This window comes from Verrucomicrobiia bacterium (assembly GCA_019634635.1).
Taxonomy (GTDB): Bacteria; Verrucomicrobiota; Verrucomicrobiia; order Limisphaerales; family UBA9464; genus UBA9464.
Genome location: JAHCBB010000010.1, coordinates 47,533 through 71,766, shown reverse-complemented (window position 1 = coordinate 71,766; position 24,234 = coordinate 47,533). Strand labels below are relative to the sequence as shown.

Below are 24,234 nucleotides of genomic sequence, written 5' to 3'. Positions count from 1 at the left end.
GTCAAAGGGTAGGGATTCCCCCGCAGACCAGCAATTCGGATGACGATCTACGCGAAGATCAGGGTGCAGTGGACCAACGCCGATGGTCACGCCGGACCCGACGACGATTCCTCAGGAAAGCCCGTCCGACACTCCATCGGCGCGGGGACACGGCACCCAGACGACAAGCGCATGGCCCGTGGCCAACCATCGGCGGCTGAGGTGGTCGAGGTGACATAAAAAAGCGAGGCCGGGCATCGCCCGGCCTCGCCGTGTCATAGAGGAACGAAATTACGATTACCGAACCGACCGGTAGTACTTCGGCGTCGGCGAAGTCGCCTCGATCGTCAGCGGGCTGGCCCCGGTCACCGGCGTCCACGGACCGTTCAAGCCGTCGCCCTGCTCCAAGGTGCCTTCGAAGGTGAGGATCACGTTGTTTCCGGACAGGGAGATGCCGACGGCCGGCGGGGCGACGACGCCCTCGGGATTGATGGTGACGCGGACATCGTCAATGGCCCAGAAGCCGCGATACTGGTCGGTATCCGCGCCCGTCGAGGCGAAGCGGAACACCACGTTGTTCCTCCCGGCCGCTTCCGGCACCGGAATGTAGTGATGGGTGAAGTAGGGGGCCTCCCCGAGGTCCATCAGCGCTCCGCGATAGGTGAAGATCCGCGTGAAGCTCGTCCCGCCGTCCACGCTCACAAACACCTCCGCGTTCGCCGATCCGCCATAGATCAGCACCTCCGACAGGAAGTCCAGGTACACATCCTTGGCCTGACTCAGGTCCAGCACCGGCGTCTCCAAGAACGATTCTTCGTCCTCGTAAGTCGCCTCTTGCCGCATCGCGTAGTTCCCGCCGGCCAGCATCAGGATCCACCGGCCGTCCGTCGCCCCGTTCGGGTTGATCGGTGTCAGCTCCGGATACGCCTCAAAGCTAGCCGTATCCCACTTCAGCAGCGCGTCCGCAGGCAGCTCCGCTCCGTCCACCGTCCGGCGCTTCTCCGCCTCCCGCAGCAGGTCCACATGAATCGGCACCCCGCCGGCCAACCGCAGCCAGTCGCCGTTTTCATCCTTCAATGGCTCCGTGGACCAACCCTGGTCGTACGTCGAGGTCTTCTTCCATGTCACCGGAATCCCACCCTCAAAACCCTCGTTCAGCACCGTCTGGCTGCCCATCGGCGGGGGATTGTTGTCCACCAGCAGGTTGTCCGCTGCCAAGTACCACGCATCTCCGGCCTCATGCAGCAGGAAGCGGATCTTCACCTCCGGCTTGTTGTTTGCCTCCGCCGGAAGCTTGAAATGCACCCGGCCATGAACCCCGTCCCAGGTCCGCGTCGTGGACTTGCTCCCCAGGACCGGGTAGCCGCCCATCCGCGCCGAACCGTCCAGCTCGTCGTTCCCGCTGAACGCACCCCGACGCCACGCCTGCCACGGACGCTGCGGCTCCGCCGTCACCCAAAACGGAATCCACGTCGCACCGCCGTCCACAGTCACCGACAGCTCCCAGATGCACTCGCCGTTGTTGTTGTTATCCACCGTCAGGTCTGCATGGAACCACGCCTCCGTGCTCCCCACCGTGCTGAACGCCGGCGTGATCGCCCAGAACTCCGACTCCGTCCCCACATCGTCCGACCCGCCACCCGCGTCCGAGTCCGAGATCAGGAAGTTCCCCGTCGAGGCCGTCCCACGCACCGTCGGCGGATGCACGATCCGCTCTCCGGTCACCGGGTCGTTGTTGCTCGATCCCGGAACGCTTCCCGAGGGGAAGTTCTCCGGGCCAAACGGTGCCGTCGCAATCCCGAAGTCCGTCCCCGTCTCCAGGGCCGTCTCGTTCTTGTCAAACACCCAGCCCCGGGACTCATGAACCGCGGTGTCCCCGGCCTCGAAGTCCTCGGTGAAATAAACCTGGGCGTGCGCGGACAGGCCTAAAGCCGCCGCCGAACACAGCCCCATGGTGAGCCGACTGATTTGGGTCATGCTGAGATCTCCTCGCTGCAGTTATTGGATGGATACCACTGGAGGCGGTCAGGCAATGAGATCACCTGTGAATGCCGCCAACCATGGCGAGACGCTACCGATGGGATCCGGTCACTCAAGACCGATCTGTTCCCCGATCCTTTTGTCACCCGAATGAAACGGTCCTGTAATGCCCATTTTTCAACGGCACTCCCCCGCCCCGGTGGTGGCGGCTACCTGTGAAATTCCCGAGGTGTGGTGTTGTTGCAATCAGTTCTTGCAGAACACGTTGCCAGGCAACCTATCCGGGGCTCAGCCGTAAAGGAGTCCGAACCTAACTTCGGATGCATCCCCCAAACGGGGCACCACTTACATCGGCGGCCGGTCCCGGATATCAAAGACCTCCACCAGACCGGAGTCTGCCCAGCGCCCGTCCTTGGGACGTTCCTGACCGCGGGCCTTGGACACATACAATCGTCGTCCATCGCCTGAAAAGCAGACGCCCGTGATCCGATGTTTTGCATCCAGAGCCTGGAGCTTCCGGCCGTCGGCCGCAGCAAAAAGGGCCAGGTTCCACGACCCCTGGAACAATCGTCCGGCCATCACGAAGCGGGAGCCGTCCGGTGAAAAGGCCAGGGTCTCCATCAGGCCCTGCCCGCTTTCCCCATCATGGGTCTGGTCCAGCCGCCGCCCCGTCCGCCAGTCAAAGCGCTGCCAGCGCTGCACCCCATTGCCGGCCATCGGATCGCGCATGGGGCCCATGCCGCAGACGTAGAGATCCGCTCCATCGGGGCTGAAAGCCATGGCGAAGATCCCTCCAAGGAAATGGTGGCTCTTGATGATGCCCCAACTGGTGAGGCCGTCGTCGGTCCACTCGCTCACCAGGCGATCCTCGTCCCGGTCCCACACCCGGACGGTGCCCATCAGGTTGCCCGCCGCCACGTGCCGGCCATCCGGCGAAATCGCCACCGCCTGCACCGGGGGCACGTGCCCCCACGCCCGGTGTCGCGAACCGTCGGCGACGTCCAGCACCACCACTCCCGGCTCACCTCCCGGGGCCGGCTCGTAGCGATACCCGCCGGCCTCGTAACGCCCGGTTCCGGACACCACCCAGCGGCCATCCCGCGACACCGCAAGGTCCCAGGACCAGAAGTCGTGAGCCCGGACGTCGCGCATCACCGCGTTCGATTCAATGTCATGCCACAACAATCGGCCGTCATAGCCGCCGGAGATCACCCATGGGCGTCCCGGCACCCGCGCCACGCCGCTGGCATAACTGGAATGCCAGCCCAACAGCGACCGCTCGCCCGACGTCGCGGAGACGCGCACCACCGAACCATCCTGGCAGGCGGCAAAGATCGTGGCACCGTCCGGCGCGACCTCCAGGTCCAACACCGGCGTCGCGAACGTGAACTCGCCGGACTTCTCGATCACCAGCGGTTCGGGGTCGTTGTTGGGCGCATCCGTCATGGCAGCCTCAGGCAAGAAGGTCCCGGATCGGCTCCGCTCGATCCTCCACACGGTGAAAGCTGGGCAGCTCCGGCAGATCGTAGGGCGCGTACGGATCGAGCCCCAGTGCCGTGAAGATCGTGGCGAACAGGTTCTTTTCGTCGAAGGCCGGCCCCTCCACCTCGACCCCGTCCGCATCGGTCGCCCCCACCACGACGCCGCGGCGCATCCCGCATCCGGCCATCGCGAGGGACCAGGCGTTGGGATAATGGTCGCGTCCCCGCGCCTGATTGATCCATGGCGTCCGCCCAAACTCTCCCATCAGGACCACCAGCGTGTCGTCCAGCAGGCCGCGCACCTCCAGGTCGGTGATCAGGTGAACGATCACCCGGTCCAGTTCCGGAACGAGCATCTGGTAGATCTCGTTGTGAAACACATGACTGTCCCACGGCATGCCATTGGCCACCATCACGAAGGGCGCGCCGTGCTCCACCAGGTGCCGTGCCTGCAGGGCATGCATCCCGAAGGCGCCCGGACCATACCGCTCACGATCCGCCTCCGGCAGCGACTCCAGATCGAACAGGTGGGCGCAGCTCATCAGCCCCTTCACCCGCTCGAACACCGCGTTTTGCGACGCTGCCGCCGCAGGGCGGCGCTCGTTGGCGTACCGGCGGTTGAAAAAGCGCCGCAGGGCGTTGCGCGCCTCCTGGTCGTCGGTGGACAAATCCGCCAGCCGCGCGGCGTGGTCCAGCCGGTACTCGCCGCCCACGCGCACCGGACCGTACTCCGCCCCGAGCCAGCCGGCCCAGTTCCCGGACTTGAACTCCTTGAACTCGTTGCCCTCCGGACACGGATCGAGCAGCACAAAGTTGGGGATCGCGCTGTCGAGGTGTCCCAGCTGCTGCGCCAGCACCGCGCCCAGGGTGGGGCGGACGAAGGGCGGACGCGGCGCCGCCCCGCGGTTGAGCAGGTCAATCCCCTGCAGGTGCTCGCTCTGGCTGGTCTTCATGCACCGCACCACCGCCAGCCGGTCCGCAATGCCCGCCGTGCGCGGCATCAACTCCCCGAAATGAACACCGGGAATCGCCGTCGGAATGCTCCGGAAAGGTCCACCCGAAATCCGACCCGGCTTGGGATCCCACGTCTCAAACTGGCTTGGCGCCCCGCAGAGCCAGAGAAGGATGCAGTGCTTGCCACGCCGCCGCGCCGCCGCGGCAAACGCCGGCACCGAAAACAGCCCCGCCCAGCTGCCCACCGAGACCGCTCCCGCTCCCGCCAACCCGGTGAGAAATCGCCGCCGGTGGATCGCGTGATCGGGCTGCCCGCATGACGCCCCGTGCGCTCTGGATGGGGAGGTGGGCTCGCTCATGGTCTCCAATTCCAATTCCAGATCCTTTAGCGTCAGTGGTTGAGCTGAAACTCCGCACTCGTGGTCAATGCCCACAGCAACTGCTTCACGCCCGCCCCGGCCGCACGCCCCGCCAGGTGCTCCGAGGCTTCCCGCAGTTCCACCGCATCCGGGTCGCGGCCATAGACCGCCCGGATCGCGCGCCGGGCCCGTTCCCTTGGCCCGGACACCTCGACCAGTGCCGTCGCAAGATTCCTCCCGGAAGGCTCGAACAATGAATCCACCTCCGGGGCGTTCGACAGGAACAGCGCCTGCTGAAGCGTCGGATGATATTCCGGCGCCAACAGGTCGGGAAACCGTCGCACAAACGTCCGCCGCAGCGTCCCGGGATCCGCCGGATCCCCCAGGACCTGCCGCAGCGAGGCCACCCATTGCTCGGCCGAAAGCGGCTTCTCCAGCGCCGCCGCAAAGGTCTCCGGACCCGCCCGCCATCCGGACGGCACCCGGGAGTCGAGCCGGTACCCTCGGGTGAGCACCAACGAGCGCACCAGGCGCCGGAGGTCGTGACCGTTGCTTGCGAAATCCGCCGTCAGCCAGGCCAGCAGGTCGGGATGACTGGGCGGATGCTTCGAATCCATCAGTTCCACTGGATGCACCAGCCCGCGTCCGAACAGCAGCGCCCAAACGCGGTTGACCATGGCCCGGGCCAGCAGCGGATTGCCCACCGTGACGGCCTCCGCCAGGGCTTCGCGACGGGAAAAGAGCGGGTACGCGGGCTCCACCACCGGCTCCTGGTCCGCCGGCGGCGGCACCCGGTAACGCGACGGATCATCCACCTCCTTCTCCCCATCCGCAGGCCACGGTTCGTCCACCCGGCGTCCGTGAAACAGGATCATCTGCGCCCGCTGCGACTCCTTCTTCAGGTTGGCAAACGAGACGAACCCGCCGATGGCCGATTCGGCGAGGCCGGGACCCGACGGGGTGTCCACGTTGCGCGTCCGGTTGAATGCGGCCACGAGACCCCAGTAGTGCGCCTGCAATATCTCCCGGGCGACCAGATGGTCGTGACACTGGGCACATTGGATCTGCACGCCGAACACCACCGGAGCAAGCGCCTCCGCCATCGCCTGCGCATTGTTCTTCCGCTCGTAGAGATACCACGCCGCGCCCCGGTCCGCAGGCGCCGGACGTCCCCGGATCAACTCGCGGACGACCGCATCCCACGGCCGGTTCTCCCCAAAGGATCGTTCGAGAAACTCGAACCAATGGTGATCCCGCCGCTGCTGCTCGACCTCCGGACCCCGCCGCCCCATGAGGACGACATCGAAGACTCCGGCCAGATGGCGCGCATGCTCCCGACCCGACAGCAACCGGTCCACCAACCGCCCCCAACGGCCGTCGCACGAATCCCGAAGAAATTCCTCAATTTCCGCTTCCGCAGGCACCCGCCCCACGAGATCGAGATGGAGGCGGCGGACCAACGTCCGGTCATCCGCCGGCTGGGTGGGGACCACTCCGGACTGTTCCCAGCCCCGCTCGAGATACCGGTCAATCGCCTCGTGCGCCATCAGTCCCTCCGGAGGCCGCCATGCCGGCTCATCCACCCGCGCCGGAATGCCATCCGTGTTCCCGCCCGATCCGCCCGAAGCGGCATCCCCAACAACCGGCTTCAGGCTCTCGATCCAGGTCCGAACCACGCCAATCTGCTCGTCGGACAATTGACCCTTGGGCGGCATGTGGGGGTCGGCGCCCGCGGACAGCACCGCATGCAGCAAACTGTCCTCAATCCGGCCCGGGATCACCGCGGCACCGCGGTCCCCGCCGCGCAGGACCCCGGCAAACGTGCTGAGGTCGAGTCCGCTCCGGGTCTTGATGGGATTATGGCACTCCCCGCACCGCTCCTGGAGCAGCGGCGCCACGTGCGCGGTCCACAAGTCGTCCGCCACCGCCGTGCCCATCGCGCAGCACAACGCAATGGCCCGGACACAACACCGCATCATTAACAGCGTCGGGTTCCCCATGGAGACGGTTTCGCAATTGGTGGACGACCTGCGGAGTCTCCCCCTTCAATGCCCGGGGTTCAACCGTCCGCATTCGTCCGCATGCGCCATGGCCATCACCCCTGGAGAACCGCGCTCCGTCCCCCGGCCGTGTCAGATGGCGCCGAGCGGCCCGGCGCGCACCGGAAGCGGGAACCCCACCCGGCCCGCCCCAAGGGCGGACTGATAGCATCCCGACACCATCTCGATCGCCCAGGCGCCATTGCGGGCACTGCATTCCGGTTCGCGACCCGTGGCGATGGCGTCGAGCCAGTCCTCCACGGGCGCACGATTGTGATCCGCCGCCTCCATCGGCCCGACCCCGTCGAGCGGTGCCCACACTTCGGATCCGTCGCCGGTGGACCACGGCGGTGTTGTTCGCGTGAACACCGACGGCATCAGATCGCACTTCAGACGCGCCACACCGCGGCTGCCACGAAGCTCAATGCCCCAGTGCCCGGTGGTCTCGCGCAAGGCCCCGTCGCTCGTGAACAACCCCTGCACCCCGTCGGCAAACGCCAACTGGGCGCGCACCGTGTCGCCTGCGACCCAGCCCACCTCGTCCTTCACCCGGCGCCGGTCGGCAACCGTGATGTCGCGCCCGGAGGTCATGATGCGCGCCGACACCCAGAGGGGATCACCGGCGAAGAGGCGCATGAGATCGAAAAGGTGCGTGCCCAGCACGATGAGATCCTCACCACCGGCCCGGTGGTCCTGCTTGCCGAAGGCTTGCAGTTCCCGCAATGCGCCAATCCCGCCCCCGGCAACCCAATCACGGAGCCGGCGCACGGCGGGGCTCATGCGCATCGTGTGGGCGACGGCGACGCGGCGGTGGCATCGGTCCGCCTCGGCCAGCACGGCATCCGCCTCCTCACAGGTCGTCACAAAGGGCTTCTCCACGTAGCAGTGGGCTCCCGCCCGGAGACACGCCAGCGCCACCTCCGCGTGCTGGTCCGCATGCCGCATGGCAATGGACACCAGGTCCGGACGCTCCCGGTCGAGCAACTCGCGCCAGTCGGCATAGGCCCGGAGCGCGCCGGTCTCGCGAACCCGCCGCTCCCGCGCCGCTTCGACGGGATCCGCGACCGCCACCAACTCGATCTCCGGACGCCCGGCAAAGATGGCCTCGAGGCCATGGCCGTAGTCGCCGCGTCCCGTATGCCCGATGACTGCCGCACGCCGGGCGGGCACCGCGGCATCTCCCCCTGCGCACGCGACCGTGAACGCTGCGGCGGCCGAAATCAGGAATTCGCGTCGCGTCCGGAGACCGCAATCCGGCATCCCGGAAACCGGGGTCATGGGCCCGCCCCGTCCCGAAGCCCGGTCCCGTCGTGCGGCTTCAGGCGAGCAGTGCATGCACGACATTCCCATGCACGTCGGTCAGGCGGTAGTCCCGACCTCCATGACGGTAGGTGAGCCGCTCATGGTCCATGCCCAGCAGGTGCAGGATCGTCGCGTGGAAGTCATGCACGTGAACCCGGTTTTCCACGACGGTGGCGCCGATATCGTCGGTGGCGCCATACACCATGCCGCCGCGGACCCCGCCGCCGGCGATCCATGAGGAGAAGCAGGCGCTGTGATGTCCGCGGCCCTTCTCGCCATCCACACCCGGCGTACGACCGAACTCCGTGGTCCACACCACCAGGGTGTCGTCCAGCATGCCCCGGCGCTTGAGATCGAGGAGCAGTCCCGCGATCGGCTGGTCAATGTTGCGTGCGTGTTTCGCGTGATCGGCCATGTCCCCGTGCTGGTCCCAATTGTGACTGGAGCTGCCGTCCACCAACTCCACGAACCGCACCCCGCGTTCCGCAAGACGGCGACCGACGAGGCATTGCCACCCGAAGCCCTCGGACACCCCCCGCTGAAGCCCGTAAAGGGCAAGGGTTTCGTCGGACTCCCGCGACAGGTCAAAGATCCCTCCCGCCTCGGCCTGCATGCGGAAGGCGGTCTCGTAGGACCGGATCCGCGCGGCCAGTTCGCCCTCGACGCCACGGTCCTGCAGGTGGCGGCGGTTGTAGGCATCGGCCAGGTCGAGCTCCAGCTCCTGCAAGCCCTCCTGCGGGGTGCGACGCTCGAGGTTCGCAATCGGCTCCCGGCCCGGGATGACCCGCACCCCCTGATGGTCCGCAGGCAGAAAGTCGTTGTTGAAGATCTGCGTGCCGGCGTAGGGCATGTGCGGCGACAACACCACAAACGACGGCAGATTCCGGTTCTCGGTCCCGAGCCCGTAGCTCACCCAGGACCCGATGCTCGGTCGCGAGAAGAAGAACGAGCCCGTGTGAATCGCCAGGGTGGCCTGGTAGTGCTCGTTGTCGTCGGACTTCATTGAGCGGATCAGACAGAGGTCGTCCACCCGCTCCCGCAGGTGGGGGAAGAGGTCGCTGACCAGCGTGCCGCACTGGCCGCCCGGGCGAAACGCCCAGCCGGGGCGCAGCAGCCGGCGTTGCTGGTTCGACAGGCCGCCCCCGACGCCCATGGTCTTGCCGTCCGCCGCAAACAGGACCGGCTTGTAATCGAACGTGTCCATGTGGGACACGCCCCCGTTGGAAAAAATGAAAATCACCCGCCGGGCCCTTGCCGGATGATGCGGCGGCCTCGGAGCCAGCGGTCCGCCCGCGTCCGACTCAGCGAGCAGGTGCGACACGATCCCCGGCAGCAGGAGCGAGGTGCCCGCCAGGCTCTGGAGAACGGCGCGCCGGCGCATCAATGGTCGGGGAGGCTTCATGGGGTGCGATCAGTCAAGGTACAGGAATTCATTCAGCCGGAACAGGACCCGGACCAGCGACTGCCAGGCAGCGGCCTCGAGCGCGTCCTCCGACATTCCAGCGTCCCGCAACCGGGTCATTGCGGCGTCCAGATGCCCGCGCGCCGCGGCCACCTCCTCCGGGGTCGCATCGCGCCCGCAGGCCCTCCAGTGGGCTTCACGAATCCGCGATACCTCGTCGCCACCGGTGGCAACCAGCCGCCCGGCGAACCGCGCCGCCTGGTCATGAACCAGCGGATCATTGAGCAGGAAGAGCGCCTGCACCGGCGTGGTGCTTGCCAGCCGCACCGGAGTGCTCGCGGCCGGATCGGCCCCGTCGAAGGTCGCCAGCAGGGGATGGCGCTGAATGCGCTGGGTCATGAGATACACACTGCGCTTCGGGGTGTCGTACACCGCCTTGAACGGGTTGTGCTGGGTGAACTTCCATTCCGTGGACGGCGGGAACGGATGCGCCCCGCCCGGACTGAGGTCCAGGGTGCCCCCCAGCGTCAGCAGCGTGTCCCGCAGCGACTCGGCGTCGAGCCGCCGTCGCGGAAACCCGGACAGCAGCTCGTTGGCCGGGTCCCGTTCCCGCGCGATCTCGCAACGTGCCGAAGACTGCCGCCAGGTGCGCGAACCGAGGATCAGCCGGTGCATGGCCTTCACCGACCATCCGGACTCCACAAACCGGTGGGCCAGCCAGTCGAGCAGCTCCGGATTCGAGGGCGGACGCCCCTGGCGGCCGAAGTCATTGGGCGTGGGCACCAGGCCACGACCAAAATGGTGCAGCCAGATCCGGTTGACCATGACCCGGGCGGTCAGGGGATTCGACGGATCGGCGATCCAGGCGGCAAGCTGGAGGCGCCCGCTGGACGTCTCCCCCGGCGGCAGCGCCGCCCCCCCGAGCACGGTGAGGAACCGCCGCGGCACCTCGGCGCCCGGACGCGCCGGGTCGCCCTTTTGCTGGACCGCGACATTGCCCGTCTGCGATGCGTCCGCGACGGCATAGGCAAGCTCAAAGGGGAGTGGCGACAGCGCATGGTCGCGGGCGGCCTGCTCCGCCTCCCGGATCCGGGCCTCGACGTCCGGTTTGGACTCCGCCGGCGTTTCCTTCAGGGAATCCTTGAGCCGCTGCACCTCCCTCTCCAGCCGACGCTGCGCGGCATCGCGCGCCGCCCGCGCCGCCTCCGCCTCCGCCATCTGCGCCGCCGGCACCAGCGGCACCAGATCGCGCTGTTTCTGGTCGAGCTCGATTCCCGGCCAGGGATAACGCGTGCTGTGGAGGATCCCGTACAGCGCGTAATAATCCTCGGTGGTGATCGGATCGAACTTGTGGTCGTGACACCTTGCGCAGTTGATGGACAGCCCGAGAAAAGCCCGGCCGAGATTGTCGAGGGTGTCCTCAATCGTCAGATGCTGCGGATAATCATCCACACGGGATCCAAACCGCCGCGCATTCGCCAGATACCCGGTGGCGACGATCCGTCCAATCCACGAACCGTCCTCCGACGCCAGCAGGTCCCCCGCAAGCTGTTCGCGAATGAACTGGTCGTACGGCAGGTCCCGGTTGAACGCCTCGATCACCCAGTTGCGGTACCGGTACATCTGCGGGATGGGGAAGTCCGAGTTGTCCCCCGCAGTGTCCGCATACCGCACCACGTCCAGCCAGTGCCGCCCCCAACGCTCGCCGTATTGCGGCGATTCGAGCAACCGGTCCACGGCCGCCGTCCACGCATCCGGTGAGGGATCCCCGACAAATGCCCGGACTTCCTCCGGCGTCGGCGGCAGCCCGGTGAGGTCAAAGGTCACGCGCCGGAGCAGCGTGGCGCGGTTGGCATCCGACGCCGGCTGCAATCCCGCGGCCTCCATCCGCGCCAGCACGAACGCGTCCAGCGGACCCGCCGGCCAGTCGCGCCGCAACACCGGTGGCGGCCGGACGTCGGCCAATGGTCGCAGCGACCACCACGCCCGCGCCTCATCCCAGTGGATCTCGGACCGGGATTTCGCCGCGGCCACCGTATCGTCCATCCGGGGGTCGGGCGCCCCCTGCCGCACCCAGGACTCCAGGTCGGACACCACTTCGGGCGGGAGCCTGCCCTTGGGCGGCATGGTGAGGTTGGGGTCGGCATGACGGATGGCGCGAATGAGCAGGCTGGCGTCGGGCTCGCCCGGCGTCACCACGGGGCCGGTATCCCCCCCGCGCACCACCCCGGCCCGCGAATCGAGGAGCAATCCGCCCTTGAGCTTCGCCGCAGCGGCACTGTGGCATTCGTAGCAGTGCTCGGAGAGGACCGGGCGGATCCGCCGCTCAAAGAACGCGACCTGGTCCGGCGTGGGAAGAACCACGAACGACGGAACGTCGGGCTCGGGCACCGGACCGGTCCCCGCCCAGACCTCGATTCCCGAAAGATTGGCGGCGCCGTGTCCCGGACCCCTTGCCGCCACCGTCAGCGTGCGGTCCGACGCGGAAACCACCGCCGGCCAGGGCCCAAGGCGACGCCAGGACCCGGCGGCACCGCTGTGAAATTTCCCTTGGACGAGGCGGCCGTTGAGCAGCAGGTCGAACTGCTCGCTGTGGTTGTCCTCCCACACGTAGAGGAACACCTGATAGTCCCCGGGCGGCACCCCGTTGAGGGTGACGTCCACGGCACTGCCCCACCGACTGGAACGGATCATCGAGGCGCGCACGGCGTCGGTGGCGGGTCTCAGGGGGACCGCCTGGTTTTCGAATGCCATTCCCGCAACCACCAGGTTGGTGGTGTCGCCTCCCTCCCAGGCGCGCCCGTCAAGCACCAGCGGCGGCCCGTTGAGGTTGACCGCCCGAAAGAACGTCGCATCCGCGATCGCGGTGCCAGCCGCCGGTCCCGCGAGCACCACGGCCAGCGCTCTCAACACGGCGGCACCTCGGATGATGAATCGCGGCGGCTTCATGCCGGGGGTCGGTAGTGTCTCCAAGAAGGCGAAGTTGCCGGCAATTTGCAAGCCGGACACGGCAATGGCTTGGACGAAACCGTCGGCAACTTGGAGCAAATTGACCCGGCCCGATGGGGGACCGCTCTCCGGGCCCAAGGCCGGCCGCCGCCGCGGCGTCACCCGAAATCCCGATTCCCAACTCACCCAGGGACCTGGCCTCCCGCCCACGCGCCCAAGGTCAACGACCGGTCCACCGCAGGCTCGCCTCCACAGCAACACCCCGACACCCTGATGCCCCGGAATCCGTTGACCGCATGCCGCAAGATCCCTTCGCCACTGGCCACCAGTTCACCACCATCTTCGGGAGGCGCCTCATCCCCGAACTGCCCCTCATCGCGCACCGACCGTACTTGGTGGTCACGATGGCCGACCTGTGGCCAAAATTTTGCGCGCACTTCGATCGGCACTGCGCCGGGCATTACGAGGTGACCACACTGGAGGCAGATGCCCTCGAGCAGGATCTGCAGCGGCTGCCGTCCTGCGGCTCGGTGATTGGACTCGGCGGCGGCCAGGCGGTGGACGTGGCGAAGTTCATCGCGTGGTCCCGGCGCCTGCCGCTGTTCCAGGTGCCCACGGCCATGACCGTGGATGCCCCCTTCGGCCACCGGGCGGGCCTCCGGTTCGGCGGAAGGGTCCGCTACCTCGGCTACGCCGTGCCCGAGGCGGTCTATGTGGACTTCGACGTCATCGCCGCCGCCCCGCCCGCCCTCAACCGCAGCGGCATCTGTGAGGTGCTGTGTTTTCATACGGCCCACGCCGACTGGCGCCTGGCCCGGGACCGGGGGCGCACGGAGCCGCAATGGCCCTATGACCCGCAACTCGTCGGGGCGGCACAGGCCGTGCTCGGAACCGTGCTGTCCGGCCTGGAGGACATTCGCGCCGTCAATGAATCCGGAATGCGCACCCTCATGACGGCGATGCGCTGGGCGGGCGCGGCGTTCCACAATGCGGGTTGGAACCCGCGACCGATCGAGGGCGTGGAGCATTTCGTCTTCTACGCGCTGGAGTATTTCACCGGACGCAAGTTCATCCACGGCCAGCCGGTCTGTCTGGGGCTGGTGGTGGGGGCGCTGCTGCATGAAGACCGTGCGGACGAGCTCCTGAACGCGATCCACGGGGCCGGGGTGGACATCCGCCCCGAGGCGATGGGCATCACCTGGACGCAGGTCGAAACAGCGCTCGTGAACCTCCGGGCGTTCGTCCATGACACCGGACTTTGGTACGGCATCGCCCATGAGGCGGAGATCACGCCCGGGTTCGTGGCCGACCTCCGGCAGCGCATCACGTCGCGCTACGCGGACTGGCCGTCGCCCGCTCCCGGGAGCCGTCCGCCGGGATGAGCTTGAGCAGGGTCCGGGCGCACAGCCCGGCAAACCCGGGGTCGTTGATCGCACCGTCGTATTCAATCACCGGGATGTCGGACCGCAGGTGCTGCTTCCAGGCGGCAAAAAGCGCGGCATCTGCCTCAGGCCAGTGGAACGGCTGCCCCGGGGCGCTGATCACACTGATCCCCTTCAACGGCAGCAGGACGGTCACCGGGCCGATGGACAGGTTGCACCTGTCGGCCAGCAGTCGTCCAAGCTCCGCATTCTCCTCCGGCGTGGTGCGCATGAGCGTCACCTGGGCATTGTGCTGGTAGAAACGTCGTCCGCGAAATCGCTCCGGTACGCTGGACGGCTCGCCAAAGTTCACCATGTCGAGGCAGCCCGGGGCGAGGACCGCGGGCACCCCGCGCCGGGCCGCCGCCTCGCAGCGGGTCGGGCCCGCAGTCAGCACGCCCCCCACCAGTTCGTCGGCCCACTCGGTGGTGGTCACATCGAGGACCCCGGACACCAGACCACTCTCGATCAAGGACTCCATGGTGCGTCCGCCATTGCCCGTGGCGGCAAACACCAGGACTTCAAATCCGGCGGCCTCCAGGAGCTCCCGGGCGGCGGTGACGCATGCGGTGGTGTTGCCGAACTGCGATGCCACGATGACCGGGCGGTCGGCGGCGCCCTCCGGCACACGCGCCTCCACCATCCCGCAGATCGCCCCGGCGGCCTGGGCCAGCAGCCGGCGCGAGAGACGGTTCAGCCCGGCCACATCCACCACGCTGGGCATCATCACAAGATCCTTCACGCCCAGGTAGGGGGCCGTGTTGCCGCTGGCGAGGGTGGACACCATCAGCTTGGGCACCCCCAGCGGCAACGCCCGCATCGCCGCCGTGCCGATGGCCGTGCCGCCCCCGCCGCCAAGCGAAATCACGCCGTCCAACCGCCCCCCGGCATGCAGACGCGCAAGCAGAATCGGCGCCCCGCGCGTCATCGCCGCCACCGCTTCGCCCCGATCCCGGCGCGCGGCGAGGGCCGCAGCATCCGCACCCGCCGCGGCGGCCACCACCTCCCGTCCAATCTCCGGCGTCACCGTCGGCGCCTCCAGTGTGCCGACATCCACCAGCAGGGGAGTGTGGCCCCGCTGGCGGATCAGGTCCGCAACATACGCATGCTCCGCACCCTTGGTGTCGAACGTTCCGAGAACCGCAATCGTGGCCATGGCGTGGGACGAGCCTAGGGAACTTCCGCCCCCGGGGACAACCCCGCCGTCCCCCCGGTCACCCGGGCCCGCGCAGGGTCTCCCGAACCGCCTCCCAGGACGGCAGCGCGGCGTCCCGATCGGACACCACCGCGTCGGGCAGCGGCCATGGGATGGCGAGGTCCGGATCGTTCCACCGAAGTCCGCGGGCGAGCGCCGGCTCATAAACTGCGGACATCAGATAGGTCACCTCGCTGCCGTCCTCCAGACATTGGAACCCATGGGCGCATCCCGCCGGCACATAAACCTGCTGCGTTCCGTCTCCCGTGAGCTCGAACGCCTCCCACCCGCCAGCAGTGGGTGATTCCGGGCGGACATCCACCACCACATCCCAGATCCTCCCCGCGGCGCATCGGACCAGCTTGATCTCCGCTTGCGGCGCCGCCTGCCAGTGCAATCCCCGCAACATGCCGCGGCGGTTGGTGCGCGTCAGGTTCGCCTGTGGCCATCGGGTATTGAGCCCGTGCGCCGCAAATTCCCGCTCGCAGAAGGTCCGCGCAAAGAATCCCCGTGCATCCTCGCGCCGCTCCAGGTTGAGGACCCAGACGCCATCCAGTCGTGCGGGCGTGAACTGCATGGCCTCAGACGATGCGAACCTCCGGCAGCGGCACGATGAAATGGCCGCCCGCTGCGCGCCACGCCGCCTGCTGCGCGAGGATTTCGTCGGCAAAGTTCCAGGTCAGCAGCAGCGCATGCCGTGGCTCCCGCGTCAGCAACTCGCCAACGGGCAGGATGGGCAGATGGCTGCCCGGGGTCAGGCGCCCCTGCTTGGCCGGGCTGCGATCCACCACGAACTCGATCCAGTCCCGCCCGTCGCGTCCCAACCCGTAGAAATTCAAGAGCGTGCTGCCCTTCGCCGAGGCCCCGTAGGCGCACAACCGGTGCCCCTCCGCCCGCAGACGCTCCAGCAGGGCGATCAACTCGTCCCGGAGCCGATGCACCCGCGCAGCGAAGGCCTGATAGTAGCCGGGGCCACCCGCGCCCTTGTCCATCTCCTCGCGCCGCAGGGACGCGACCGTGTCGCGGACCGGATGCGCCCCCGAATGACCCAGGGACAGCCGCAGGGATCCCCCGTGGATGTCGAGACGTTCGACGTCAAACGCCTCCAGTCCGTGGCGTGCCAGCAGCGGCTCCACCGCGGTCAGCGTAAAATAAAACACGTGCTCGTGATAAATCGTGTCGAACTCGCCGTGCTCGACCAGATCGCAGGCATAGGGGAATTCGAGCACGACGCGTCCACCCGGCTTCAGCAGTACGGCCAGCCCGGCGACGAAATCGTTGGTGTCCGGTGCGTGGGCGAAAACGTTGTTGCCCAGGATGAGGTCCGCCGTTCCCTCCTCCGCGGCGATCCGGCGCCCGCAGTCTGCACCAAAGAACTCCGTGCGGGTCCGGATGCCCCGCTGCCGGGCGACCTCGGCGATGTTGCGCGCCGGTTCCACGCCCAGACAGGGAACGCCGGCCTCCACAAAGTTGCGCAGCAGATATCCGTCATTGCTCGCAATCTCCACCACCAGGCTGCCCGCCCCGAGCGTACACTCCCGCCGGTGGCGCGCCGCCGCGTCCGCGGCATGGGCCAGCAGGGCGTCGGAGACCGACGAAAAGTAGAGATACTCGGAGAACAATTCGGACGGCGGGATGACGTCGAGGATCTGCAGCAGCCAGCAGTCCCTGCACACCGCGACGCGCAGCGGAAACCGCGGTTCCGCGGCGGCAAGCTCCTCCGGACGCAACAAATGGTTGGCGAGAGGCTGCAGGCCGAGGTCCAGCACCGGCAGCCCATCGCCCGACCCGCAGGAACGGCAGACAAACGGATTCATGCGCGCCAGTACAGACGGTCGTCCAGTCGTCCCGCGGCCAAGTGCGCGCGCAGGGTGTGCAGACGCATCCAAGAAGATTGCCGGAATTCCGGATCCGAAAACTTCATCACCTCCAGGCCTCTTTGGAGCCCCGCCACCGCCGTCGCCAGATCCACGACAGGCTGATGGTCCGGCGCCAGCGTTCGGAATTTGGAGAAGTCCACCCGGTAGCTCCGGCGGTCGGGTGCCGCCGAGGCGTTGCACGACACCGTCACGCCCGGCAGTGCCACCGCGACCGCCGCAGCCAGATCGCGCACCTGATGATTCCAGCTGTCGGAACCTGCATTGATCACCAGGTAGTCGTGCCCGGCCCGCCCGGGCGTCGCCGCCCATTCGATGGCCCGGGCCATGTCGTCCACGTGGATGAGCGGACGCCATGGCGACCCGTCGCTCAGCACGGAAATGCGTCCCGTGGCCAGCGCGCTGGCCACGAAGTCATTCAAGACAAGGTCCAGTCGCAGCCGCTCACTCCACCCGCACGCGGTGGCAAACCGCAGGCACGTGACGCGGAATTCCGGTCCGGCCAGCGCCTCCAGATCACGTTCCAACTGCACCTTGCTGCGCGCATAGGCGGTCAAGGGGTCCACCGCCGAGGCCTCGCTGCGGGCGCCCTCGGCCGCCGCCCCGTAAACGCTGCAACTGGAGGCCACCACAAAGGATCGCACCCCGGCGGCCCGGGCCGCCCGGGCCAGCGCCACGCCGGCCCGGTGATTGATCTCGAGCGTCACCTCCTCGAACTGGCTGCCCATCGGGTCATTGGAGATGGCGGCCAGGTGGACCACCCCATCCACGCCCGCCAGCAAGCCCGCCGGCAAGCGGCGCAAGTCCCCGAAGTGTTGCATGTCGAGCCCCAGTTCGGGGGACACCGCCGCGCCCGTCAGGCAATGGGCGAAATATCCGGTATCGAATCCCACCAGCACGGTCTCGGGCCACACCGCTCGCAGGTGGCGGACGACGCCCGGCCCCACATAGCCCAGGTTGCCGGTGATCAGAATGCGCACGGCGCGGCACCCTGCCGAAGAACTCCCACCGCGGCAATCCGAAGCCCCACCCCCCGCCCCCCTCATCCTCTCCCCCACACCCCCGGTGGGAAGATCCCTCTGAGGCGCCCGTGGACTCCCCACAGCCCGGGATTGCAATGAAGCCAACGGCTCGTCAGGAGCGCCCCACCGGGGGGGAATCCGACATCAGGTGGACAGGTGGGTGGCCGGATGAGCTGCGGATCTTCCCTGGCGGCGTGAGGCCGCTACCCGGTGGGGTGAGGCCTTGACCCGGTGGGGTGAGGCTCCCGCCGAACCGTACGTGTCGCCGCGAGCCGGGCCTTTGGCGACCCCACGCGCGGCTCCGCAGAGCGTCCCCACCGGGTTGGTGAAATCCGACATCAGAGGGACAGGTCAAGGGTCCCGCGCGGGGGGAGTCGACAAAGGGACAGGTCAATGGTGGGCCCTCCCCCCACCCCCCCGGTGGGGTACGAAGATCCCTCTGAGGCGCCCGTGGACTCCCCACAGCCCGGGATTGCAATGAAGCCAACGGCTCGTCAGGAGCGCCCCACCGAGGGGAAATCCAACATCAGGGGGACAGATGGGTGGCCGGATGGGCTGCGGATCTTCCCTGGCGGGGTGAGGCCTTGACCCGGTGGGGTGAGGCTCCCGCCGAACCGTACGTGTCGCCGCGAGCCGGGCCTTTGGTGACCCCACGCGCGGACGGCTCCGCAGAGCGTCCCCACCGGGTTGGTGAAATCCGGCATCAGAGGGACAGGTCAATGGTGGACCCTGAGATGCGCCCACAAAACCCGAAGCCGCAGCCGAAGAAACGACTGGCTCACTCGCAACCCCAAAAGCACGCTGCAAAGCACGGGCCGAACTCAAATCGTTACAATTCGGGAACAACTCCCGCCGCAGCCGGAGCCACGCTTGCCACACCATGAAACTCGATTCCTGCGTTGCCGTCCGACGTCTCGCCCTTGCCATCTTGGTCCTCACGGCGGCCCCGGCCGTGCGCCCCCAGCAATCTCCTGAGAACGCCCCGGAAGTGGCGTCCCTCCAGGCGGCAAAACTCGCTGAAGAAGGGGACCACGACCTCGAGCGGGCGACCAAAGAATATCAGGCGGTCGTCAGCCGGTTTGATTCTCTTCGCCCTCAAGCCGCTGAAGCTCTGTTCCGGCTCGCGGAGGTGGCGACAAAACTCGGGAACGAGGAGCGCGCCCGGAGTCTCCACACCCGGATCATAACTGAGTTTGCCGACCTCAATGAACCGGCAACGCGCAGTCGTGAACGCCTTGCATCTGAGGCTCCGGGTCCACTGTTTTCCATGCCACCGGAACTGGCGGCACGCTACGGCCTGGTTAGAACGTTCGAAGGCGGGAACCCAGCAACAGCGCAAGGACAGGCACAGCCGCCGCCACCGCCGGTCACTGTGAACCTGACGGGAGGAAGGCTGGACGCGCTGGCGACCCTTCGCGGCGAAACGGCTCAGGTGTCCGCCCAACTGCGAAAAGTGCGACGCGAGTTGCAGGCCATTTCCATAGAGAACCCCAATGCGTTCCCCGCGTCACTGATTGAGGACACCGAAATGCTGACACTGCTCAAGGGATACGATGAGGCCCTAAGGAAGGTGGATGGTATGGCGGAGAATGTAACCCGAGAATATCGGGAGATGCACGTCAGTGCGATGAATAGAGCACGGTCTCAGTTTTTGCGTGGTCTGGAAATCCATCGGAGCCGGCTCGAATCGGCCCAACGAATCCTGACCGAGGAATTGGCCGCCTTGGAAAAGGAGATCCGTAAGGCCACCCCAAAATTCTAGCCCGGTTTCGCGCAACCGCCCTGTCACCGTTCCGCCCCGGATCCCGGGGAATGATGTCCAGCCCTTCGCTCCACCATCGCCGATTTCTGCTGCTCGCAGGCCTCGGGGCCCTGCCAGCCCTGTTGGTCCTCGCGCTGGGGATCCACGCCGTCCGACGGGAACGGGCGCTCGGCTGGATGGCGGCGCGCGACGATGCCGCGGCCCTCGCCGGACGCTGTGCCGCGCGGCTCCGGTCCGCATTGATGGACCTGACCCTGCCCAGCCGGGCCGACCTCGAGGCCCATGCTGCCAGCCCGGGTCCGCCGGAGGCCGATCCCGGCCTGCGCATCGCACACGCGCACGCCCACGCCACCGCCTGGTTTGTCAGCGACGGCTTCGCCCATCCCCCGCCCGTGATCCCGGCCGCGTCGTCCGGAGGCCCCCGCCTCGAGGCCCTTCAATTGCCCGGTCCGCTCCTCCGCGCATGGCATCAGGCCGCAAGAATCCCCCCCGACGCCCCGGCCTCCCGGCGGGTGACGGCCTGGCAGGCCGCTCTCGAAGCCGCCGCCGGCACGTCCGCCGAGGGCGTCCTTCGCCTCCACACCGCTCGCGCCCTCCTGGAATCCGGCTACCCCGAACCGGCATCCGCCCTGTTTCGATCGGTCGCCGATGCGCCGGCGGAATGGCCCGGCGAGACCGGCATCCCGACTCGGTTCCTCGCCCTGCGCGGGTGGATCCACGCCGCCGAGGTGGACGCGACCCCCGCCGCCGCAGCCGTCCGGGTCCAGTTGCTCGACCGCCTGTTCCATGAATCCCTGGTCCGGCGCCGGCTGTCCCCATCCCTGCTCGACGAATTCCTGCCGGAAGAGGCCCGGGCCATCGCCGCCTGGCGGGCGGTGGCTGCCCATCAGGACGAGACCCGCCGGACGATCCGGCGGTTCACCGACTTGATGTCATTGGACGGCGCCACCCATGAAGTCCCGGAGTGGCGATGGATCCCCGGGGAGGACCCCGGACTGCTGACCCGCCACGACCTGCCGGAGGGACGCTGGTGGTTGTTCCGCCGAACAACCCACCTGCACCAGGCACTGACACAGGTTCTGGCGGAACTTGAGCTGCCGGCACACCTCGCCGCCGCGGTCCGGGTCGCGGGCGAAGAGGCCGTGCCGCCGGGGGCCGGACAGGCGCTGCTGGGCCAGTCCGGGGACTCGGACGCCCCGACCCCACTGATCCGGGTTGCGCTGCACCTTGCCAACCCCGCCGGCCTCGACCGGGCCCTCGATCTTCGAACCCGCCGCATGGTCCTGGTGGCGGGCATCGCCTTCGCCCTGACCGCCGCAGCCTCGCTGGCGATCGTGTGGGCCTTCCGGCGTCAACAGCGCCTCGCGGCAATGCAGTCCGACTTCGTCGCCAGCGTCACTCATGAACTTCGGGCGCCCCTGGCCGCCGTACGGCTGATCGCCGAGGAACTGTCCGATCTGCCCGAGGCCGAATCGGCCCGGCGCACCGGCTATCACTCCCTGATCGTCCGCGAAACCGGGCGCCTCAGCCGCCTGGTGGAGAACGTCCTCAGGCACGCCCGGCTGGAGCGGGATGCGGATCCGATGGAACGGGCGCCCGTGGACCTCCGGGACGTCCTGCGCGCCACCCGCGACTCGATGGCACCCGCCGCCGTCGAACGCGACGTGCGGCTGCGCCTGCACCTGCCGCAAGAACCCGTGCCGGCCACCGTGGATTCCGGGGCGCTGCAACAGGTGTTGGGAAACCTGGTGGACAACGCCCTGAAACACGCGCCCCCGGACACCGAGATCGAGTTTGCCCTGGAACTTCGCGAGACGCCCATGGTGGCCGCCATTTCCGTCACGGACCACGGTCCCGGGATCCCGTCCGCCGATCATGCCCGCATCTTCGAGCCCTTCTTCCGGCGCGGCTCCGAGTTGCGCCGGGAAACCACCGGCGTCGGACTCGGCCTCGCCATCGCGCGCAGGCTCGTCACCGCCCACGAGGGCACGCTCCAGGTCTGCAGCGCGCCCGGTCGCGGCGCCCGCTTCACCGTCGTCCTGCCCCTGTCCCGATGAGCGAGGCCCCGCCGGATCCCGCCAAACCCCGCGAACGCATCCTGGTGATCGAGGATGAACCCGCGATGCGGACCATCCTCGCCGACTGCCTGGATCGGCGGGGCTACCGCGTGCTGACGGCTTCCAACGGGGTCGAAGGACTGCGTCGCGCCACCCGGGAGTCCCCCGACCTGATCCTGCTGGATCTGATGCTGCCGCAGCTGGACGGCTTCGCCGTGTGCCGGGAACTCCGGCGCCTGGAACTGCGGATCCCGGTACTGATCCTGACCGCCCGCGGCGGCGTGGACGATCGCGTTCGCGGTCTGGACCTTGGCGCCGACGACTACCTGATGAAGCCCTTCAGTCGCGACGAATTGCTGGCGCGGGTCCGGGCCCTGCTGCGCCGACGGTCCGAGGAGGGTCGTCCGCCCAAAAGCCTCCGCTTCGACACCATCTTCGTGGATCCCGCCGGACGGCGCGTCACGCGTGAGGGAGCGGAGGTGCCGCTGACGCCCAAGGAATTCGACGCCCTCTGGCTGCTCATGCGGTGCGCCGGCCAGGTCATCAGTCGCGAACGATTTCTGGACCAGGTGTGGGGCTGCACCGCCTTCCCGACCACCCGCACGGTGGACCGGCACATTGCCGGGCTTCGCCAGAAGCTGGAATCTGATCCCGCCCGCCCCCGGTGGATCCACACCCTTCATGGCGTGGGCTATGTGTGGGAGCGGCGCGAATCGCCGTAGGCCCAAAGTTCCCCGCGCCCCGGGGGTGCCCGGCGGCTTCGTCCCCCCCTATTCGGCGACCCGTCGGGAAAATGCCCCGCGAACCGGCGGGCGCCTCTCAGAATTCCGGTGGGGCGAACCTCCGGCGTACGCGGGTGGAGTCTCCACAGGCCTGGTCCGCGGTTGCGTGCACGTTGAAAACTCGCCCCAACCGGTTTGGGTCGTGGCTCTCTTGAGACGGGAGTTCCTGGACCGGGAGACTTTTCCGCCTCCTCCAAGAAATTGAGAGGCACTCCGAACAGCCGCCTTCCCAATTCCCCGCTTCCCAGGGCCGCGAGGCTTTCCTAGCGTCCCTCATCCAACGCGCGTATGCCGAAGACCCCGAAATCCTTTTTCCCGAAGATCGGGACGATCCGTTACGAAGGACCTGACTCCAGGAATCCGCTGGCCTTCAAACACTACAACCCCGAGGAACAGGTCGAGGGACGGGCGATGCGCGATCATCTGCGTTTCGCCGCGGTGTACTGGCACACGATGCGGGGGGTGGGCGGCGATCAGTTCGGCTGGGGCACGGCCCAGCGCCCCTGGGCGACCGGTGAGTGCAGCACGCGCGAGGCCATCGCCCGGGCCCAGGCCTTCTTCGAGTTCGCCGGCAAGCTGGGCATTCCGTTCTACGCCTGGCACGACCGGGATCTGGGATCCCACGGCCGCTCGCTGAAGGAGGCGCATGCCCAGTTCGACGCCCTCGGCAAGGAACTCCTCAAGCTCCAGCGCGACTCGGACATCCGCCTGCTCTGGGGCACTGCACAAAACTTCGCGCATCCCCGGTACATGCACGGGGCCGCGACGAGCTGCAACGCCGACGTCTTCTGCTTCGCCGCCGCCCAGGTGAAGAAGGCGCTGGAATGGACCCACGAGCTCGGGGGTGAGGGGTATGTGTTCTGGGGTGGACGCGAGGGCTACGCCTCCCTGCTGAACACCGACCTGAAGCGCGAGATGGAGCATCTGGCGCGCTTCATGCACATGGCGGTCGCGTACAAGAAGAAGCTCGGATTCCGCGGCCCCTTCTGGATCGAGCCCAAGCCCAAGGAGCCCACACGGCACCAGTACGATTCCGACGCCGCCGCCTGCCTGAACTTCCTGCGCGAATACGGACTGCTGGAGCACTTCCAGCTGAACATCGAGGTCAATCACGCCTGGCTCGCCGGCCACACCATGGAGCATGAACTGGAGGTCGCCGGGGCGGCCGGTGCCCTGGGATCCATTGATGCCAACATGGGCGACTACTTCCTCGGATGGGACACCGACCAGTTCCCGACCGATCTGTACCTGACGGCGAAAACCATGCTCACCGTGCTGAAGTACGGCGGGTTCACGCACGGTGGGGTGAATTTCGACGCCAAGGTGCGCCGCGAGAGCTTCACGTCCGAGGACCTCTTCTATGCGCACATCGCCGGCATGGACACCTTTGCCCGCGGCCTCAAGATCGCGGCCCGGGTGCGCGCCGACGGACGTCTGGACGCATTTGTCCGAAATCGGTACCGCAGCTGGGACAGCGGCATCGGCGCAAAGATCGAGGCAGGCAAGGCGACCTTCGCCGACTGCGAGCGGCACGCCCTGGCCCTCGGCGACGTGCGCGACCTCGAAAGCGGACGGCAGGAACTCCTGGAGGCGATTTTCAATGAGTTCATCTGACTCGCGACGCCCCCGTCAACCTGCCGAAGCCGCGCCCTGCCCGGGTCGCTTGACGCCCG

16 protein-coding genes are annotated in these 24,234 nt (G+C 67.7%); 5 read left to right on the top strand and 11 right to left on the bottom strand.

The window, feature by feature from the left end:
• Positions 1 to 276: 276 nt before the first annotated feature.
• The 7 genes from KF791_09060 to KF791_09030 all read right to left on the bottom strand — a co-directional run bounded on the left by KF791_09060 (position 277) and on the right by KF791_09030 (position 12,190).
• A complete protein-coding gene (locus KF791_09060; GenBank protein ID MBX3732731.1) occupies positions 277 to 1,956 on the bottom strand; it encodes a hypothetical protein in 1,680 nt (559 codons plus the stop codon).
• A 348-nt stretch (positions 1,957 to 2,304) separates the two neighbouring features.
• Positions 2,305 to 3,405 carry a hypothetical protein gene (locus tag KF791_09055; GenBank protein MBX3732730.1) on the bottom strand — a complete coding sequence of 367 codons (1,101 nt, stop codon included), beginning with the start codon at positions 3,403 to 3,405 and terminating at the stop codon, positions 2,305 to 2,307.
• Positions 3,406 to 3,412: 7 nt separating this feature from the next.
• Positions 3,413 to 4,753: a DUF1501 domain-containing protein gene (locus KF791_09050; protein ID MBX3732729.1), complete on the bottom strand. Its 1,341-nt coding sequence runs from the start codon at positions 4,751 to 4,753 to the stop codon at positions 3,413 to 3,415.
• Positions 4,754 to 4,785: 32 nt separating this feature from the next.
• Positions 4,786 to 6,732, bottom strand: a complete 1,947-nt coding sequence (locus KF791_09045; protein ID MBX3732728.1) for a DUF1549 domain-containing protein — start codon at positions 6,730 to 6,732, stop codon at positions 4,786 to 4,788.
• A 153-nt stretch (positions 6,733 to 6,885) separates the two neighbouring features.
• Positions 6,886 to 8,070 (bottom strand): Gfo/Idh/MocA family oxidoreductase, encoded by a 1,185-nt coding sequence (locus tag KF791_09040; GenBank protein MBX3732727.1) that lies wholly within the window; start codon positions 8,068 to 8,070, stop codon positions 6,886 to 6,888.
• A gap of 40 nt (positions 8,071 to 8,110) precedes the next feature.
• Positions 8,111 to 9,475 (bottom strand): DUF1501 domain-containing protein, encoded by a 1,365-nt coding sequence (locus KF791_09035; protein ID MBX3732726.1) that lies wholly within the window; start codon positions 9,473 to 9,475, stop codon positions 8,111 to 8,113.
• A gap of 30 nt (positions 9,476 to 9,505) precedes the next feature.
• Positions 9,506 to 12,190 (bottom strand): PSD1 domain-containing protein, encoded by a 2,685-nt coding sequence (locus KF791_09030; GenBank protein ID MBX3732725.1) that lies wholly within the window; start codon positions 12,188 to 12,190, stop codon positions 9,506 to 9,508.
• 551 nt (positions 12,191 to 12,741) lie between these two features.
• Between KF791_09030 and KF791_09025 the strand changes: the two genes are divergently transcribed.
• Positions 12,742 to 13,827: an iron-containing alcohol dehydrogenase gene (locus KF791_09025; GenBank protein MBX3732724.1), complete on the top strand. Its 1,086-nt coding sequence runs from the start codon at positions 12,742 to 12,744 to the stop codon at positions 13,825 to 13,827.
• On the opposite strand, the gene KF791_09020 is transcribed toward KF791_09025, so the two are convergent.
• The 4 genes from KF791_09020 to KF791_09005 are packed head-to-tail and all read right to left on the bottom strand — an operon-like array spanning position 13,769 to position 17,918.
• Positions 13,769 to 15,022 carry a Tm-1-like ATP-binding domain-containing protein gene (locus KF791_09020; GenBank protein ID MBX3732723.1) on the bottom strand — a complete coding sequence of 418 codons (1,254 nt, stop codon included), beginning with the start codon at positions 15,020 to 15,022 and terminating at the stop codon, positions 13,769 to 13,771. The genes KF791_09025 and KF791_09020 overlap by 59 nt on opposite strands.
• Before the next feature lie 58 nt (positions 15,023 to 15,080).
• Positions 15,081 to 15,638, bottom strand: coding sequence for a dTDP-4-dehydrorhamnose 3,5-epimerase (gene rfbC, locus KF791_09015; protein ID MBX3732722.1), 558 nt, complete (start codon positions 15,636 to 15,638; stop codon positions 15,081 to 15,083).
• A 4-nt stretch (positions 15,639 to 15,642) separates the two neighbouring features.
• Positions 15,643 to 16,878, bottom strand: coding sequence for a methyltransferase domain-containing protein (locus tag KF791_09010; GenBank protein ID MBX3732721.1), 1,236 nt, complete (start codon positions 16,876 to 16,878; stop codon positions 15,643 to 15,645).
• Positions 16,875 to 17,918: an SDR family oxidoreductase gene (locus tag KF791_09005; GenBank protein MBX3732720.1), complete on the bottom strand. Its 1,044-nt coding sequence runs from the start codon at positions 17,916 to 17,918 to the stop codon at positions 16,875 to 16,877. The genes KF791_09010 and KF791_09005 overlap by 4 nt, the downstream gene beginning before the upstream one ends.
• A 1,030-nt stretch (positions 17,919 to 18,948) precedes the next feature.
• Between KF791_09005 and KF791_09000 the strand changes: the two genes are divergently transcribed.
• From KF791_09000 to xylA, 4 genes are all read left to right on the top strand, one after another.
• Positions 18,949 to 19,722, top strand: a complete 774-nt coding sequence (locus KF791_09000; GenBank protein MBX3732719.1) for a hypothetical protein — start codon at positions 18,949 to 18,951, stop codon at positions 19,720 to 19,722.
• 50 nt (positions 19,723 to 19,772) lie between these two features.
• Positions 19,773 to 21,779 carry a hypothetical protein gene (locus KF791_08995; GenBank protein MBX3732718.1) on the top strand — a complete coding sequence of 669 codons (2,007 nt, stop codon included), beginning with the start codon at positions 19,773 to 19,775 and terminating at the stop codon, positions 21,777 to 21,779.
• Entirely contained in the window at positions 21,776 to 22,501 is a 726-nt protein-coding gene (locus KF791_08990; protein MBX3732717.1) for a response regulator transcription factor, read from the top strand. Before KF791_08995 ends, KF791_08990 begins: the two co-directional genes overlap by 4 nt.
• Before the next feature lie 348 nt (positions 22,502 to 22,849).
• Positions 22,850 to 24,175, top strand: a complete 1,326-nt coding sequence (gene xylA / locus KF791_08985; protein ID MBX3732716.1) for a xylose isomerase — start codon at positions 22,850 to 22,852, stop codon at positions 24,173 to 24,175.
• Positions 24,176 to 24,234 lie beyond the last annotated feature (59 nt).

Coding starts and splice junctions, on each gene's coding strand:
- KF791_09060 (MBX3732731.1), bottom strand. CDS start 1,956: ATGACCCAAATCAGTCGGCTCACCATGGGGCTGTGTTCGGCGGCGGCT.
- KF791_09055 (MBX3732730.1), bottom strand. CDS start 3,405: ATGACGGATGCGCCCAACAACGACCCCGAACCGCTGGTGATCGAGAAG.
- KF791_09050 (MBX3732729.1), bottom strand. CDS start 4,753: ATGAGCGAGCCCACCTCCCCATCCAGAGCGCACGGGGCGTCATGCGGG.
- KF791_09045 (MBX3732728.1), bottom strand. CDS start 6,732: ATGATGCGGTGTTGTGTCCGGGCCATTGCGTTGTGCTGCGCGATGGGC.
- KF791_09040 (MBX3732727.1), bottom strand. CDS start 8,070: ATGACCCCGGTTTCCGGGATGCCGGATTGCGGTCTCCGGACGCGACGC.
- KF791_09035 (MBX3732726.1), bottom strand. CDS start 9,475: ATGCGCCGGCGCGCCGTTCTCCAGAGCCTGGCGGGCACCTCGCTCCTG.
- KF791_09030 (MBX3732725.1), bottom strand. CDS start 12,190: ATGATCCGTTCCAGTCGGTGGGGCAGTGCCGTGGACGTCACCCTCAAC.
- KF791_09025 (MBX3732724.1), top strand. CDS start 12,742: ATGCCGCAAGATCCCTTCGCCACTGGCCACCAGTTCACCACCATCTTC.
- KF791_09020 (MBX3732723.1), bottom strand. CDS start 15,022: ATGGCCACGATTGCGGTTCTCGGAACGTTCGACACCAAGGGTGCGGAG.
- rfbC (MBX3732722.1), bottom strand. CDS start 15,638: ATGCAGTTCACGCCCGCACGACTGGATGGCGTCTGGGTCCTCAACCTG.
- KF791_09010 (MBX3732721.1), bottom strand. CDS start 16,878: ATGAATCCGTTTGTCTGCCGTTCCTGCGGGTCGGGCGATGGGCTGCCG.
- KF791_08995 (MBX3732718.1), top strand. CDS start 19,773: ATGATGTCCAGCCCTTCGCTCCACCATCGCCGATTTCTGCTGCTCGCA.
- KF791_08990 (MBX3732717.1), top strand. CDS start 21,776: ATGAGCGAGGCCCCGCCGGATCCCGCCAAACCCCGCGAACGCATCCTG.
- xylA (MBX3732716.1), top strand. CDS start 22,850: ATGCCGAAGACCCCGAAATCCTTTTTCCCGAAGATCGGGACGATCCGT.